We start from the raw sequence: 15,270 nt of genomic DNA on the forward strand, positions 1-15,270 counted from the left end.
GCCTACGGCGTCAGCTCGACGGTCCCCACCATCACGGTGGGCGGCCCGATCGCGGGCGACGGTGTGATCAACGCCGCCGAAGCCGAAGCCCTGGTGGTGAGCGGAACGACGACGAATGTGGAAGACGGCCAGACGGTCACGCTGACCTTCAGCGACGGCGTGAACAGCGTGGTGGTCACGGCCTTCGTCAACGGTGGTGTGTGGACGACCTCGGCCGCCGATCTCAGCGGCTTGGCCAACGGCACGATCACGATCACGGCGAACGTCAGCAACGCAGCCGGCAACCCGGCCAGCGACAGCGACAGCGCCGTGCTGGACATCACGCTGCCGGCAGCACTGCCCACGATCGATTCCTACTCCGACGACTTCGGCCTCAGCCAAGGCGACTTCGCCAGTGGCAGCGCCACCGACGACACCCAGCCGGTGCTCAACGGCCGCCTGAGCGTGCCCCTGGCCGACGGCGAGGTGGTGTACATCTACGAAGGCTCGACCCTGCTCGGCACGGCCACCGTGGACGGCACCGACTGGACCTTCGATCTGCCGACCCTCGACAACGGCAGCAGCCACAGCTACACGGCCGTGGTGATCGACGCCGCCGGCAACCCGGGAACGAGCTCGAACGCCTTCGAACTGTCGGTCGACACGACCGCGCCCACGGGCAGCATCGTGGTCAACACCCTGAGGACCGGCGATACCACGCCGGTCATCACCGGCACGGTCACCGGCATCGATCGCGCGTCCGGCGAGACGGTCTGGGTGACGGTCAACGGCGTCACCTACAAGGAAGGCGTCGATTCGCAACTGACGGTGACGGGCACGACCTGGTCGCTGAAGATCGACGATGCCCACGCCCTCAACGTGGACGGCAAGGCCGATGCACTGCTGAACGTCGATGCGGCCATCGTCGATGCGGCGGGCAACCGCACTCTGGACAGCTCCGCCAATGAGCTGACGGTCTACCGCGACGTGTCGGTGATCCAGTYGTCGAACAGCGACTACGTGGCCGAACTGCAGCCGTCCCTGCTGGGTACCGGCCGCATCAACGCTGGCCTGAACGAGAAGCTGATCATTGAGGTCTTCGATCGAAACGGCGCGGTGATCAAGACCTTCGCGAGCGGTGTGGCCGGCAACGGCGGCCTGACGCTCAACGATGCGACCGGCAGCTGGTCGATCTCGACGGCCAACTGGGGCACGACGCAGCTCGCGTCGGGCGAATACACGGTCAAGGTGCACGTCCAGGTGGCCGACGGCAGTGGCGGACAGGTGGGCGAGGATTCGACCTTCACGGTGGTGCAACCCATCGTGAACGCGGCCGTGACCACGGCCAACGACGATACCGCCGCGAAGATCTATGCGCTGGCGGATGGCGGTTACTGGCTGTTCTATGTGTCCGATGGGTCCGCCGCCTCGAACAACACCAACCTCTACGCCCAGCGCTACTCGAAGCTTGGCGAGAAGGTGGGAGGCCAGGTAGTGATCGCCAACGGTGCGGGCTCCGACGGCTACGGCTACAACGACGCGCTGCAGTACATCCGCAGCTACGACGTCTCTGTGCATGCCAATGGTTCGTTCAGCGTGTTCTACTCGTCGGACGCGTCGACGGTGCCCTACATCCGCAACTTCAATGCGGACGGGACGGCTGCGGGCGCCGCAGTGGGACTGACCAATACGTTGACCTACGAGCTGACGCCCACCTACGTGGCGATGGACAACGGTGGCTACGTGCTGCTGTACGTGTCGGGCACCGTCTGGAACTACAACGTCTACCAGGTGCGCTACAGGGCGGATGGCACGGCGATCGACGCGGCACCCGTGGCGCTGACGACCGGAACCAACCTCGGCAACGGCTTCACCTACAACATGGAGGGCCTGAACGGCGTTCCGACGGGCGGCAACTTCCAGCTGGACACCCAAGGCCTGTCGAGCGCCAGCCTGGGCGGCAAGTACTACGTGGTCCAGTACATGAGTTCGAAGGAGAACGGAACGGCCGGACGGGATAGCGAGATGTTCCTGCAGGTCTACGACTACGAAACCGGCCTGAAGGTCGGCGCCGAGGTCAAGGCCAACGCGCAGAGCCAGTTCTATCAGGTCGGCGCCAAGGTGGTGGCCCTGAAGGAAGGCGGCTTCATCACGACCTGGGCCTCGAACCACACATCGGCATCCGGCAGCGCCGGCACGATGGACGGTTTCGACGTCTATGCCCGCCGTTTCGACTTCAACGGCTCGCAGATCGTCGCGATCGACAGCCAGGAAGTGCGGGTGAACACCAGCACCGATGGCGTGAACGGCGTCGGCTACGACACCCTGAGCGTCCACTTCGACGTCGCCGCGCTCGAGCACGGCGGCTACGTGGTGGTGTGGACGAAGTTCACCAGCGACAGCCGGTCCGAGGTGTACGGCCAGACTTTCGATGCAGCCGGCAACAAGCTGGGCGGCGAAACGCTGATCAGCGTCAACAGCGGCGACCGCCTGGACCTGATGCCTTCGGTGACCGCCCTCGTGGACGGCGGCTACGCGGTGGCCTGGACCAACGCCAACGCCGCGGACTTTGTGGGCAACCGCACCGGCGACGTGAAGACCGTGATCGTCAACGCCGACGGCACCATCCGCGGCACGGGTGAAACCTATGCGACGACGGCCAGCTACCTGGACGGCACGGGCACGTTGACCGGCGATGACGCGGTCAACACGCTTGACGGCCGCAACGGCGCGACCGTGTTCGATGCAGGGGCCGGCAACGACTTCATCATCGTGAAGGACGCGAACTTCACTTCGGTGGATGGTGGCAGCGGCCGCGATACGCTGATCTGGCAGTCGACGGAGAACCTGGACTTCAGCACCATCGCTTCGAAGGTGTCGAACATCGAGACGATCCACCTCGGCGACCTGAACGCCAACACGCTGACGCTCAGCCTGAACGACGTCCTGGGTATCTCCAGCACGACCGACACGTTGACGGTGCAGGGTGGCAGCGGCGACCGTGTGGTGATCGATTCGACCTGGACCAGCGCCGGTTCGCAGGTCTGGCAGGGCGAGACCTACCAGGTCTACGTCAACCAGCTCAGCGGCACGGCCTCGCTGTGGGTGCAGCAGGGCGTCAGCGTCGAACTGCGCAGCGAGATGCTGGGCACGGCCGACAGCGACATCCTCACCGACACGGCGGCGAACAACACCATCGAAGGTGCCGGCGGCAACGATGCGTTCTTCCTGACGCAGGGCGGCAACGACACGCTGCTGTACAAGCTGCTGGCCACCGCCGACGCCACCGGGGGCAACGGTTCGGACGCTGTCAACGGCTTCACCGTGGGCGCCTTCGGCACCGATGCCAATGCGGACCGCATCGACATCGGCGAACTGCTGACGGGCTACGCGGAAGGTTCGCCGCTGGATCAGTTCGTGCAGGTGAGCAATGTGCAAGGCAACACCGTGATCAGCATCGACCGCGATGGCGGCGGCAGCGCGCATGCGATGACCACGCTGGTGACGCTCAACGACGTCACCACCGACTTGGCGACCCTGCTGGCCAACCACCAGCTGGTTCTCTGAGCCTGCAACTCCCCGTGAGCAAAAAGGGGCGCTTCGGCGCCCCTTTTTTTTTGGCTGGCGGTTTCAGATATTTCTCAGTTTATTTTGAAATGAAAAGTTCTAACATTTATGTGTTGCTTATTGCTTTTCGGCGCCACGCCGCAGTGAGTCAATAAAAGAGAAATGATCTTGCGGTCAATTCGAGGTGGCGAGCCTCTGAATTAATTCTCGAGCAGTCGAAATTGATCCTCGAGAAAAGACCGCCTCCGGGGAGCCGCCTCGCCTCCATCAAGAAATCAGCACCATGCATCCAATTCCAGACTTCGAGGTCTCTTCCTGCCGCGCCGCATTCAGGCCGCGCGCCAGACTGAACCGGCTTTCCGCGGCCGCCATGCTCCTGCTGGCGGTCCAATGCCTGCCGAGCCTGGCGAGTGCCGCCGGAAACAGCCCCGCGCGCCGTCTCGCGCCCAGCGACCTGGCGCAATCGCTCGGCGCCGGCGCGCCGCAGCCCGCGCTCGATGCCCCGGCGCCGGCCGGTGCGCTCGAACTCACGCAGGCCGTGCGCCAGGCTGTCGGCCGGCATCCTTCGATCGCCGACGCGGTCGCCACCCTGTCGCAGCAGGAGGGCGGCGTCGACGTCGCCCGCGCGGGCTACTACCCGCAGATCCGCGCCGGCTTCGGCGGCGGCAGCAACAACGGCAGCACCACCAACGGCACCGACCCCGGCAACGGCACGCTGGCCACGGCCTCGCTGTCGCAGATGCTCTACGACTTCGGCAAGGTCTCCGGCACGGTCGACCATTCCGAGGCGCTGGTGCGACGCCAGCAGGCCGCGGTGCTCAAGCAGATCGACACGATCGCGCAGCAGACCGCGGAGGCCGTGGTGATGGTGCACCGCTACCAGTCGCTGCTCAGGATCGCGCAGGAGCAGGTGACCGCGGTCGAAAAGGTGCTCGAAACTGCCAAGCTGCGCGCCCATGCGGGCCTGAGCCCCGAGGCGGACCCGATCCAGGCCGAATCGCGCGTCGACGGCGCGCGCGCGAACTACCTGCAGGTCAAGGCCCAGCATGCCCAGTGGCGCGAGCGCCTGCGCACCCTGATCGGCGGCCCGGTGCCGCAGGTGGTGGCGCCGCTGCCCGAGAAGATCGCGAAGGAACTGGACATGGAGGCGCAGCCCGACACCAGCCTGCTGCCCGAGGTGCTCATGGCTCGCGCCGACCGCAAGGCGGCCGAAGCCCAGCTCGCGGTCGCCAAGGCCCAGCGCTACCCGACGATCAGCCTCGACGCTTCCGTCAACCGCGCGATCGGCGGCGTCAACCCGAACACCCTCGCGCGCAACGGCACCTACCACTCGCTGATGCTGAACCTCACCAGCCCCCTCTACCAGGGCGGTGCGCTGTCGGGCCAGATCCGCTCGGCGGTGGCGGCCGAAGAGGCCGCGCTGCAGCGCGTCGAGACCGCACGTCTCGACGCCGGCGACCAGGCGCGCAGCCATCGCGAGCGCGCCATCGGGGCCCAGGAGCGGCTCGGCGTGCTGGCCGCGCGCAAGCGCAGCATCATCGAGGCGCGCGACCTGTACCGCGAGCAGTACACGCTCGGCACCCGCTCGATCCTCGACCTGCTCAATGCCGAGCAGGAAATCCACCAGGCCGCGGCCGACGAGGAAGCCGTGCGGCACGACCTCTGGGAAGGCCGCCTGGGCTACATCGGCGCGACCGGCCAGGCACGCCAGTTCTACGGCCTCGAGAACACCACCGTCCAGGGCATGGAGGTGCAGTCGTGAAGCTGCCCCCGTCCTACATCGCATGGCTCGAGGCCATGCTCGCGGTCGCCCGCCACTACGGCCTCGGCGCCTCGGAAGAGCGCGTGCGCGTGTCCCTGGCCTGGGAGCGTGGTGCGTCGCTCGACGCGCTGCTCGATCTCATGGCCCGGCAACTCGGCCTGGCGCTGCGCTTCGATGCCTTCAGCGACGCGGTGCTCGATCCGTGGCGGCTGCCGGCGCTGGTCGAGTTCGAAGACGGCAAGGTCGGATTGATCCGATCGGCCGACGGCAAGGGCATGCTCGGCGTGGTGCTGGCCGGCGACCAGGGGCTGGAGACCGCGCTGGCGGTCGAGCAGGTGCGCCAGCGCGCGCGCCGCGTGGTGCTGCTGCGCCCGCAGACCGCCGTCGCGGATTCGCGCGTCGACGACTACATCAAGCCCTACAAGGCCGATTGGTTCCGCGCCATCGCGCTGCGCGACTGGCGCCGCTACGGCGACGTGCTGCTGGCCTCGGTGTTCGCCAACCTGCTGGCCCTGGCGGCCATGGTCTTCTCGATGCAGATCTACGACCGCGTGATCCCGGCGCAGTCGGCGTCCACGCTGTGGGTGCTGTTCGGCGGCGTCATGGTGGCGATCGCCTTCGAGTTCATGCTGCGCATGTCGCGCACCCACATCTCCGACCTGATCGGCAAGCGCGCCGACCTCAAGGTGTCGGACCTGGTCTTCGGCCATGCGCTGCGCATCCGCACTGCCGCGCGCTCGAAGTCGACGGGGTCCTTCATCGCGCAGGTGCGCGAGGTCGAGCAGGTGCGCGAGCTGATGACCTCGACCACGATCGGCGCGGTGGCCGACGTGCCTTTCTTCCTGCTGTTCCTGGTCGTGATGTGGCTGGTGGCCGGTCCGCTGGCGCTGGTGGCGTTGGCCGCGATCCCGCTGCTGGTCGTCCCCGGCCTGCTGATCCAGCGTCCGCTCGCCCGCATGGCCAACGAGGGCATGCGCGAATCGGCCCTGCGCAACGCGCTGCTGGTCGAGGCGGTCGAAGGCATCGAGGACATCAAGCTGCTGCGCGCCGAGCCGCGCTTCCAGAACCAGTGGAACCACGTCAACAGCGTCTCGGCCAGCGTCAGCATGCGCCAGCGCTTCCTGACCGGGCTGCTGCTGACCTGGACCCAGCAGGTGCAGAACATCGTCTACGCGGTGGTGCTGCTCACGGGCTGCTACCTCGTGATGAAGGGCGACATGACGACCGGCGCGCTGGTCGGCTCGTCGATCCTGGCCTCGCGCATGATCGCGCCGCTGGCCCAGCTGTCGGGCGTGTTCGCCCGCTGGCAGCAGGCCAAGGTGGCGCGCAACGGGCTTGACCAGTTGATGCAGCGCCCGGTCGACCAGCCCGAGGCGGCCCGCCTGGTGCACGTGCCGGCGCTGCGCGGCGACTATGCATTCGAAGGGGTCAAGTTCAAGTACGGCGAGGACGACAAGCGCGCGGCGCTCGAGATCCCGCGCCTGCAGATCGAGGCCGGCGAGAAGGTGGCGCTGCTGGGCCGCATGGGTGCCGGCAAGTCGACCCTGCTGCAACTGCTGGCCGGGCTGCAATCGCCGCAGGAAGGCAGCGTCTCGCTCGACGGCCTGGATCTATCGCTGATCGATCCGTCCGACGTGCGGCGCGACATGGGCCTGTTGACCCAGAACGCGCGGCTGTTCCATGGCTCGATCCGCCAGAACCTCGTGATGGGCATGCCGCTGGCATCGGACGCCGAGGTGATGGAGGCGCTGCGCATGGCCGGCGCGATGCCCTTCCTGCAGTCGCGCGCCGAAGGACTGGACGACATGATCCAGGAAGGCGGCCTCGGCCTCTCGGGCGGCCAACGCCAGGCGCTGCTGCTGGCGCGCCTGCTGATTCGGCAGCCCTCGATCGTGCTGCTCGACGAGCCGACCGCGCATTTCGACGAGATGACCGAGCGCCAGGTGATCGAGGCGATGGACGCCTGGCTGCCTTCGCGCACGCTGGTGGTCGCCACGCACCGCATGCAGGTCTTGAAGTGGGTGGACCGCATCGTCGTCGTCGACGGCGGCCGCATCGTGATGGACGGGTCCAAGGACCAGATTCTCGGAAAGCTCTCGCATGGCAACGCATAACAACCCGGGCTCCGCCCCCGCAGGCTTCGGCACCCAGGCCGAGCCCGCGCTTCCCCGTTCCTCCTGGGTCGTCAGGATCATCGGCGCTTTGCTGCTGGTGCTGCTGGCCTGGGCCTGGCTGTTCGAGCTCGACGAAGTCTCGGCCGGCACCGGCACCGTGGTGCCGTCGTCCAAGGAGCAGGTCATCCAGTCGCTCGAAGGCGGGATCCTGGTCGAGCTCAAGGTGCGCGAGGGCGACATCGTCGAAGCCGGCCAGGTGCTGGCCCAGCTCGACCGCACGAAGACCGAGTCGGGCGTGCAGGAAAGCGCGTCGCGGGTGCGCGCCGCGCTCGCGACCGCGGCCCGGCTGACCGCCGAGGTCGGCGGCACGCCGCTGGTGTTCCCGCCCGAGGTCCGCGAGGAGGCCGGCCTGATCCGCACCGAGACCGCGCTCTACCAGTCGCGCAGGCAGAGCCTGGCGAGCAGCCTCGCGGGCGTGTCGGAAGCGCTGGTGCTGGTGCGCCGCGAGCTCGGGCTCACCGAGCCGCTGGTCAAGCGCGGCGCGGCCAGCGACGTCGAGGTGCTGAGGCTCAAGCGCCAGATCAATGACCTCGAGACCAAGGCGGCCGACATTCGCAGCCAATACCAGGTCAAGGCGCGCGAGGAACTCGCCAAGGCCAACGCCGAGGTGGAGGCGCAGCGCTCGGTCACGCGCGGCCGCGCCGACTCGCTGACCCGGCTGACCTTCACCTCGCCGGTGCGGGGGATCGTGAACGACATCGCGGTGACCACCGTCGGCGGCGTGGTGCCGCCGAACGGCCAGCTGATGGAGATCATCCCGTTGGACGAGAAGCTGCTGGTCGAGGCGCGCATCTCGCCGCGCGACGTGGCCTTCATCCATCCGGGGCAGGACGCCACGGTCAAGATCACGGCCTACGACTATTCGATCTTCGGCGGCCTMAAGGGCAAGGTCGCGACGATCTCGCCCGACACGCTGCAGGACGAGGTCAAGAAGGACGTCTACTACTACCGCGTCTACATCCGCACCGAGGCGGACCACCTGAGGAACAAGGCGGACAAGGTGTTCTCTATCGTGCCCGGGATGATCGCGACGGTGGACATCCACACCGGCAGCAAGACCGTGCTCGACTACCTGCTGAAGCCGCTGAACAAGGCGCGCGAGGCGCTGCGCGAGCGCTGAGCTTCCAGCGCGGGCGTGCTCGGCCTGAAACGCGCGGGGTCAGGTGGAGGTCCGCCAGCGAGGGCAAAATGGCGCCGCGCCGCGGACCGGGTCCGTGAACCGAACCCTCCGTCCCCGACCATGCTCGACAAACGTTTTTTTCCGCGCCAGGCCGTCGCGTCCGGCGGCAACCGCTGGGACTGGGCGCTGCTGCCGCTGGTACTGGCCGTGCTGTTCGCGCTGGCCTACGGCGGCGCCCAGATGGCGCGGCCCTACGAACTCGGGCAGCCGCTGCCGATCAGCCTCGACCCCCGGGTGTTGCCGTACTACCTGCTGCGAACCACGCTGCGCATGTTTCTCGCGCTGGGCGCCTCGCTGGTGTTCGCTTGCGTCTTCGCGGTGCTGGCGACCCGCTACCGTGCGGCCGAGAAGGTGCTGGTGCCGATGCTGGACATCCTCCAGTCGATCCCGATCCTCGGCTTCCTGTCGATCACGGTGACCGGCTTCATCGCGCTGTTTCCGGGCAATCTGCTGGGCGTCGAGTGCGCGGCGATCTTCGCCATCTTCACCTCGCAGGCCTGGAACATGGCCTTCAGCCTTTACCAGTCGCTGCGCACCGTGCCCTCGGAACTGCGCGAGGCCGCCTCGGTCTTCCAGCTCTCGGCCTGGCACCGCTTCTGGCGGCTCGAGCTGCCGTTCGCGATGCCCGGGCTGCTGTGGAACATGATGATGTCGATGTCCGGCGGCTGGTTCTTCGTGGTCGCCTCGGAGGCGATCTCGGTCTCCAACCAGAGCATCATGCTGCCCGGCGTCGGCTCCTACATCGCGATGGCGATCCAGGCCCGCGACCTCGGCGCGATCGGCTGGGCCATCGGCGGCATGCTGATCGGCATCACGCTCTACGACCAGCTGTTCTTCCGCCCGTTGATCGCCTGGGCCGACAAGTTCCGTTTCGAGGAGGGCAGCGGCGAGGACGCACCGCGCTCCTGGCTGCTGACCTGGCTGCGGCGCACCGAGCGCATCAAGCAGGGCATGGGCGGCGCGGCGCGGCTGCTCGAGCGATCGCTGGTGCTGTTCCGGCGCGACCACGACGGGACCTCGATCAAGGCCCGTCCGCGCTCGCCCAATCCGGCCGTGGCGCGCGTCTGGGACGCGGTGCTGGCTGCGGCGGTGCTGCTCGCCGTGGTCTGGCTGGTGCGCTTCATCCATACCGAGGTCGGCTGGGCGGAAGTCGGCCGTGTGTTCGTGCTCGGCCTCTACACGATGATCCGCGTGGTGGTGCTGATCGCGCTGGCTGCGCTGGTGTGGGTGCCGATCGGCATCTGGATCGGCATGAACCCGCGCTGGGCCGGGAGGCTGCAGGGTGTGGCGCAATTCATGGCGGCCTTTCCGGCCAACCTGATGTTCCCGGTGGCGGTGCTGTTCATCGTGCGCTGGCAGCTGAACCCCAACATCTGGCTGGCGCCGCTGATGGTGCTGGGCACGCAGTGGTATCTGCTCTTCAACGTGATCGCCGGCGCGTCGACCGTGCCGACCGAACTGCGCTATGCGGCCAGCAACCTCGGGCTCGGCGGCTGGCTGCGCTGGCGCCGCTACCTGCTGCCTGCGGTGTTCCCCAGTTTCGTCACCGGCGCCATCACGGCCAGCGGCGGCTCGTGGAACGCCAGCATCGTGGCCGAGTACGTGACCTGGGGCGACACCACGCTGCAGGCCGCGGGCCTGGGCAGCTACATCGCGCACATGACGGCCATCGGCGACTTCCCGCGCATCGCGCTGGGCATCGGCGTGATGTGCGTCTTCGTGATGGGCATGAACCACTTCGTCTGGCGCAGACTCTACGAGCTTGCAGAAAACAGGATGCACTTTTGACAACCGCGAGAGGAGGGCCCATGGCCGAGGCGATCATTGAACTCGAGGGCGTGGGCAAGTCCTTTCGCTCAGCCGACGGCGCGGCGCGCTCGGTCCTGGAGGGCGTGGACTTCCGGCTGGCGGAAGGCGAGATCGTCGCGTTGCTGGGGCAGTCGGGTTCGGGCAAGTCGACGCTGCTGCGCATCCTCGCGGGCCTGATCGGCGCCGACGCCGGCAGCGTGCGCTACCGCGGCCAGCCGCTCTACGGACCGGCACGCGGCATCGCGATGGTGTTCCAGTCGTTCGCTCTGTTTCCCTGGCTGACGGTGCAGCAGAACGTCGAACTCGGGCTGGAGGCGCGCGGTGTCGCTCCGGCCGAGCGAGCACGGCGCGCGAGTGCCGCGATCGAACTGATCGGCCTGGCGGGCTTCGAGGGCGCGCTGCCGCGCGAGTTGTCGGGCGGCATGCGGCAGCGGGTAGGCATCGCGCGCGCGCTGGTGGTCGAGCCCGAGGTGCTGCTGATGGACGAGGCCTTCTCGGCCCTCGACGTGCTCACGGGCGAGCGCCTGCGCGACGACATCCTGCACCTGTGGAGCGGCGGCGCGATGCCGACCAAGGCGATGCTGATCGTCTCGCACAACATCGAGGAGGCGGTGCTGATGGCCGACCGCATCCTGATCTTTGCCGCCGACCCGGGGCGGGTGCGCGCCGAGCTGCCGATCCACCTCGCGCGGCCGCGCGACGCCGACAGCCTGGAGGTGCGGGCGCTGATCGACGAGGCCTACGCGCTGATGACCGCCGGCGCGCCCGCGGCCGGCCGTGCGCCCGAGGAGCCGGTGCGCATGCACCTGGGCGATCGCCTGCCCGATGCCGACATCGGCCGCATGGAAGCCTTGCTCGAGATGCTGATGGAGGACGGCCGCGAAGGCCGCGCCGACCTGCCGCAGCTCGCCGAGGAGGCCGAGCTCACCGACCACGACCTGCTGCCGCTGGCGCAGGCGCTCGCGCTGCTGGGCTTCGCGCATCTGGCGGATGCCGACCTGCATCTGACGGCGCTGGGCCGGCGCTATGTCGCCGGCGCGCACACGCTGCGGCAAGAGCTGCTCGGCCAGCAGCTGCTCGCCCATGTACCGCTCGCCGCGCACATCCGCCACAGCCTCGAGCAGGCGCCTGCGGGCGAGTTGCCGCAGGAGCCCTTCCTCGATCTGCTCGAGGAGAGCCTGGACCGCGCCACTGCCGAGCGCGTGCTGCGCACCGCGATCGAATGGGGTCGCTACGGCGAGGTGTTCGAGTTCGATCTGCGCACCGGACTCATTCATTTGCCGGCCGGCGAAGAAGCGGTCTAAAAATGCTCTATAATCGAAGGCTTCGCGGGAGTAGCTCAGTTGGTAGAGCGCAACCTTGCCAAGGTTGAGGTCGAGAGTTCGAGACTCTTCTCCCGCTCCAGATTTCGAATCTGCTGCACGACACGCGAATCGTGCAGGAAATGAAGGCCACCCCCGGGTGGCCTTTTTCCTGGGCGCTCGTTCATCGCGCTCAGGGGCGCGGAACCAGCTTGCGCACCGCTTCTTCTACCGACATGAACACATGGTCGGCGCCGATGGCCTCGATCAGTCCGGTACGCAGCGCCTGCGCCTGCGCCCGTTCGTCCGACAGCCTGGCGATGGCCACGATGGTGCCGGCGGAAAGCAGTTCGACGATGGCGCGCCGCAGGATCTGCGACCCCGTGTAGTCGATGTCGATGACGCCGTTGGCCTCGATCACCAGCAGCCTCACCGGCTCGCTCCGGCCGGCGATGGCCCACCGGACCCAGGCGCAGATCCGTTCGGCATTGGTGAAGTTGACCGGCGCCCCCGGTGCGAAGACCAGCACCCCGGGCTCATGTTCGAGGGCGGCGCCCGGGGCCGGCGGCCACCACACGGTGCTCCCCGGCACGCGGGCCAGTTCGACGCAGGTGGGCCGGGCGACGATGTACAGGCTGTGCACGAAGGACATCACGATCGCCAGCAGCATGCCGCTCTCGATCGGCAGCGCGACGACGAGCGCCGCACTCGCGGCCACCAGCAGGATCTCGAGCCCGCCGCGACGAATGATCAGCGCCATTTCGTCGACCCTGAAGATGCGCCAGGCGATGTAGACGAGGATGCCGGACAGCGCCGCGTGCGGCACGTAGGCCAACGCGCCCGAGGCCAGCAGCGCGAGCGCGATCACCAGGCCGACCGCGATCAGCGCGGCGATCTGCGAGCGGCCTCCGGACTCCTTCACGACCGCCGTGCTGGGTGGACTCGCGTCGACGGCGAAGGCGCCGATCAGGCCGGCCAGCACATTGCCGGCGCCGACCGCCCCGAAGTTGCGGCTGACGTTGTCGGACCGGCCCTCGTCCGACGGGAAGGTGCTCGACACCGCCGCCGTCTGCATGACGCAGACCATCGCGATCACCAGCGCAAGCTGCACCATGCGGCTGAACTCCGCCGCGCCGCTGAAGGACGGCACGGCGACCTGCGGCAACTGCACCGAGAGCGCGCCGAGCAGGCTCACGCCGCGGGCGTCGAGGTGGAACACGGCCACCGCGAGAGCGGCCGTCGCCAGGCCGATCAGCGCCCCCGGAATGCGCGGGCTGATGCGCCCCGCGACCAGGGTCACGATCAGCACGCCGGCGCCGAGCGCCAGCGCGTACGGATTCGCGTCTCCGATGCGGGCCAGCAAGTGGACCAGTTGCGTCATCAGGTGGCCGTGCGCGTCCGGGATGCCCAGCAGCGTCGGCAACTGGCCGACGACGATATGAACCGAGATGCCGGCGAGGAATCCGGTCGTCACCGGCACCGACAGCAGCGTGGCGAGCCAGCCTGCCTTGAGCAGGCCGACCGAGACGAGCACGATGCCGACCATCAGCGCCAGCAGCGCGGCCAGTTCGCCATAGCTGTTGGCGCTGGCGGCGGCGATCGACGCCAGGCCGCCGGCGAAGATCGGCGCGATGGTCGAATCCGCCGCCGCCGAGATGAAGCGATTGGCGCCGAAGGCTGCGAAGGCGATGGAGCCGGCGATGAAGGCATAGAGCCCGGTTTCGGGCGGCATGCCGGCGAGCCGGGCGGTGGCGAGCTGGCCGGGGATGGCGATGGCCGCCAGCATCAGGCCGGCGACCAGGTCGCGCGGCAAGGACTCGATCCGATAGCCGCGCAGCGACGAGAAGAACCAGCTTGGCATCATGCGGCCTACATCTCGTCGATCTGCGTGCTCCGGGTCTGCGCCTGCGCCGCCAGCGCGTAGCGCTCGCGCGTCTTCACGTAGAAGCTGGCCCCGAAGCGGCCGACCGGAAAATAGTGTTGCAGCCGCACGCGCCAGGCCTCGGTGTCGATCAATTCGTCGCGCGCGTGCATCCAGCGCACCTGGCCGATGAAGATCTGCCGGCTCTCGGTCTCCAGCGTTTCCCACAGCGTGCATTCGAAGGCCACCGGCGCCTCGGCGATGCGCGGCGGCTTCACGGCCCGGCTCGCAAGCGGCGTGAAGCCGACCACCTCGAGCTCGCTCACGTGCGGCGGGTGGCGATCGCCGCAGCGGTGCATCTGCTCGGCGATGTCCTCGTCGGCCAGATGGACCACGAACTCGCCGCTGCGCACGATGTTGGCCGCGGTGTCCTTGAGCGTGTCGTCCTGCAGGCGGTTGACGCTGATCATGACGATCGGCGGCTCTTCGCCGAGCATGTTGAACATGCTGAAGGGCGCGGCGTTGACGATGCCGTCGGCCCCCAGCGTGGTGACCAGTGCGATCGGCCGCGGCACGATCAGGCTGGCCATCAACTTGTAGCGCTGGTATTCGGTCAGGGTCGAGAAGTCGATGTCCATGTCGGGTTCCTTGGCGGTCACAGGGCGTTACGGCACGACGCGCCGGCGTGGTTTCCAATGGAGCGCATGCAGCAACGCCCGTGATTCAAAGGAGGATTCAACCATGCCCGAAAGGGACCCAGCAGAATTCAGGCCAGCCAAAGAGTCCTCGATATGGACCGCGGTTCTCGTCGTGGTGGTGATTCTCGCCGCAGCCTTCGCCTGGTGGCGCTGGTCCTTGCAGAAGGAACCGCCGCCGGCACCACCCGCCGCCAGCGCACCGCCGCCGCAGGACCGTCCCGCGGACATTCCCCCCGCAGCGGTCGCGACGGGGCCGCAGAACCTGGTCGATGCCCTGGCCGCCCCCGAGGCCGCGCTGCCGCCGCTGAACGACGCCGACAGCCGCGTGACCGCGGCGCTCAACGACCTGGTCGGCAAGAAATCGGTCGGGTCCTTCCTCGAGCCCAGCGGCTTCGTGCGGCGCTTCGTCGCCACCGTGGACAACCTGCCGCGCGCACAGGCCACTTCGCGCCTGTGGCCGGTCCAGCGCGCACCCAAGTCCTTCGAGGTCCAGGGCACGGGCGAGCTCAAGACCATCGGCGCCGACAATGCCAGCCGCTACACGCCCTTCGTGCTCTTCGTCGAGTCGGTCGACAGTGCCCGCGCAGCCGCGCTCTATGCCCGGCTCTATCCGCTGTTCCAGCAGGCCTACGAGGAACTGGGCTACCCGAACCGCTACTTCAACGACCGCCTCGTGGCCGTCATCGACCATCTGCTGCAGGCGCCGCAAACCGAAGGCGCGGTGCCGGTGAAACTGACCGAAGTGAAGGGCGAGATGGCTGCGGAGCGGCCCTGGATCAGCTACGAATTCGCCGACCCGAAGCTCGAGTCGCTCTCGGCCGGCCAGAAGATGCTGGTGCGCATGGGGCCGGTCAACGAGCGCCGGATGAAGGCCAAGCTGAAGGAACTGCGGGCCCAGGTCGCGACCGGTGCGGTCGCGAAGAAGTAGCGCGGCACGCC

The 15,270-nt window shown here is 68.0% G+C and carries 9 protein-coding genes and 1 tRNA gene; 8 read left to right on the forward strand and 2 right to left on the reverse strand.

Annotated features, from left to right (window positions below; genetic code table 11):
• The 7 genes from AC1D2E_RS10420 to AC1D2E_RS10450 all read left to right on the forward strand — a co-directional run.
• Positions 1-3,546: beta strand repeat-containing protein (locus AC1D2E_RS10420; RefSeq protein WP_478197333.1), on the forward strand; the 3,546-nt coding region annotated here is incomplete at its 5' end.
• Positions 3,547-3,829: 283 nt separating this feature from the next.
• Positions 3,830-5,308, forward strand: a complete 1,479-nt coding sequence (locus tag AC1D2E_RS10425) for a TolC family outer membrane protein (protein ID WP_478197334.1) — start codon at positions 3,830-3,832, stop codon at positions 5,306-5,308.
• Positions 5,305-7,422: a type I secretion system permease/ATPase gene (locus AC1D2E_RS10430; protein WP_478197335.1), complete on the forward strand. Its 2,118-nt coding sequence runs from the start codon at positions 5,305-5,307 to the stop codon at positions 7,420-7,422. Before AC1D2E_RS10425 ends, AC1D2E_RS10430 begins: the two co-directional genes overlap by 4 nt.
• Complete coding sequence (locus tag AC1D2E_RS10435; RefSeq protein ID WP_478197336.1) at positions 7,409-8,602, forward strand: HlyD family type I secretion periplasmic adaptor subunit; 1,194 nt, start codon at positions 7,409-7,411, stop codon at positions 8,600-8,602. Before AC1D2E_RS10430 ends, AC1D2E_RS10435 begins: the two co-directional genes overlap by 14 nt.
• Before the next feature lie 120 nt (positions 8,603-8,722).
• Positions 8,723-10,450, forward strand: coding sequence for an ABC transporter permease (locus tag AC1D2E_RS10440; RefSeq protein ID WP_478197337.1), 1,728 nt, complete (start codon positions 8,723-8,725; stop codon positions 10,448-10,450).
• A gap of 20 nt (positions 10,451-10,470) precedes the next feature.
• A complete protein-coding gene (locus AC1D2E_RS10445) occupies positions 10,471-11,775 on the forward strand; it encodes an ABC transporter ATP-binding protein (protein WP_478197338.1) in 1,305 nt (434 codons plus the stop codon).
• 24 nt (positions 11,776-11,799) lie between these two features.
• A tRNA-Gly gene (locus tag AC1D2E_RS10450) sits at positions 11,800-11,875 on the forward strand.
• A gap of 90 nt (positions 11,876-11,965) precedes the next feature.
• Here AC1D2E_RS10450 and AC1D2E_RS10455 read toward each other — a convergent pair.
• Positions 11,966-13,636 (reverse strand): SulP family inorganic anion transporter, encoded by a 1,671-nt coding sequence (locus AC1D2E_RS10455; protein ID WP_478197339.1) that lies wholly within the window; start codon positions 13,634-13,636, stop codon positions 11,966-11,968.
• A 5-nt stretch (positions 13,637-13,641) separates the two neighbouring features.
• A complete protein-coding gene (locus tag AC1D2E_RS10460) occupies positions 13,642-14,271 on the reverse strand; it encodes a flavin reductase family protein (protein WP_478197340.1) in 630 nt (209 codons plus the stop codon).
• A gap of 103 nt (positions 14,272-14,374) precedes the next feature.
• Here AC1D2E_RS10460 and AC1D2E_RS10465 point away from each other — a divergent pair, with 103 nt between their 5' ends.
• Positions 14,375-15,259: a DUF3014 domain-containing protein gene (locus AC1D2E_RS10465; protein ID WP_478197341.1), complete on the forward strand. Its 885-nt coding sequence runs from the start codon at positions 14,375-14,377 to the stop codon at positions 15,257-15,259.
• Positions 15,260-15,270 lie beyond the last annotated feature (11 nt).

The sequence above is a fragment of the Variovorax sp. P1_H2 genome (assembly GCF_056405295.1).

What these genes read in the sequence shown, in the direction of transcription:
- AC1D2E_RS10425 (WP_478197334.1), top strand. Translation starts at nt 3,830, where the DNA reads ATGCATCCAATTCCAGACTTCGAGGTCTCTTCCTGCCGCGCCGCATTC.
- AC1D2E_RS10440 (WP_478197337.1), top strand. Translation starts at nt 8,723, where the DNA reads ATGCTCGACAAACGTTTTTTTCCGCGCCAGGCCGTCGCGTCCGGCGGC.
- AC1D2E_RS10445 (WP_478197338.1), top strand. Translation starts at nt 10,471, where the DNA reads ATGGCCGAGGCGATCATTGAACTCGAGGGCGTGGGCAAGTCCTTTCGC.
- AC1D2E_RS10455 (WP_478197339.1), bottom strand. Translation starts at nt 13,636, where the DNA reads ATGATGCCAAGCTGGTTCTTCTCGTCGCTGCGCGGCTATCGGATCGAG.
- AC1D2E_RS10460 (WP_478197340.1), bottom strand. Translation starts at nt 14,271, where the DNA reads ATGGACATCGACTTCTCGACCCTGACCGAATACCAGCGCTACAAGTTG.
- AC1D2E_RS10465 (WP_478197341.1), top strand. Translation starts at nt 14,375, where the DNA reads ATGCCCGAAAGGGACCCAGCAGAATTCAGGCCAGCCAAAGAGTCCTCG.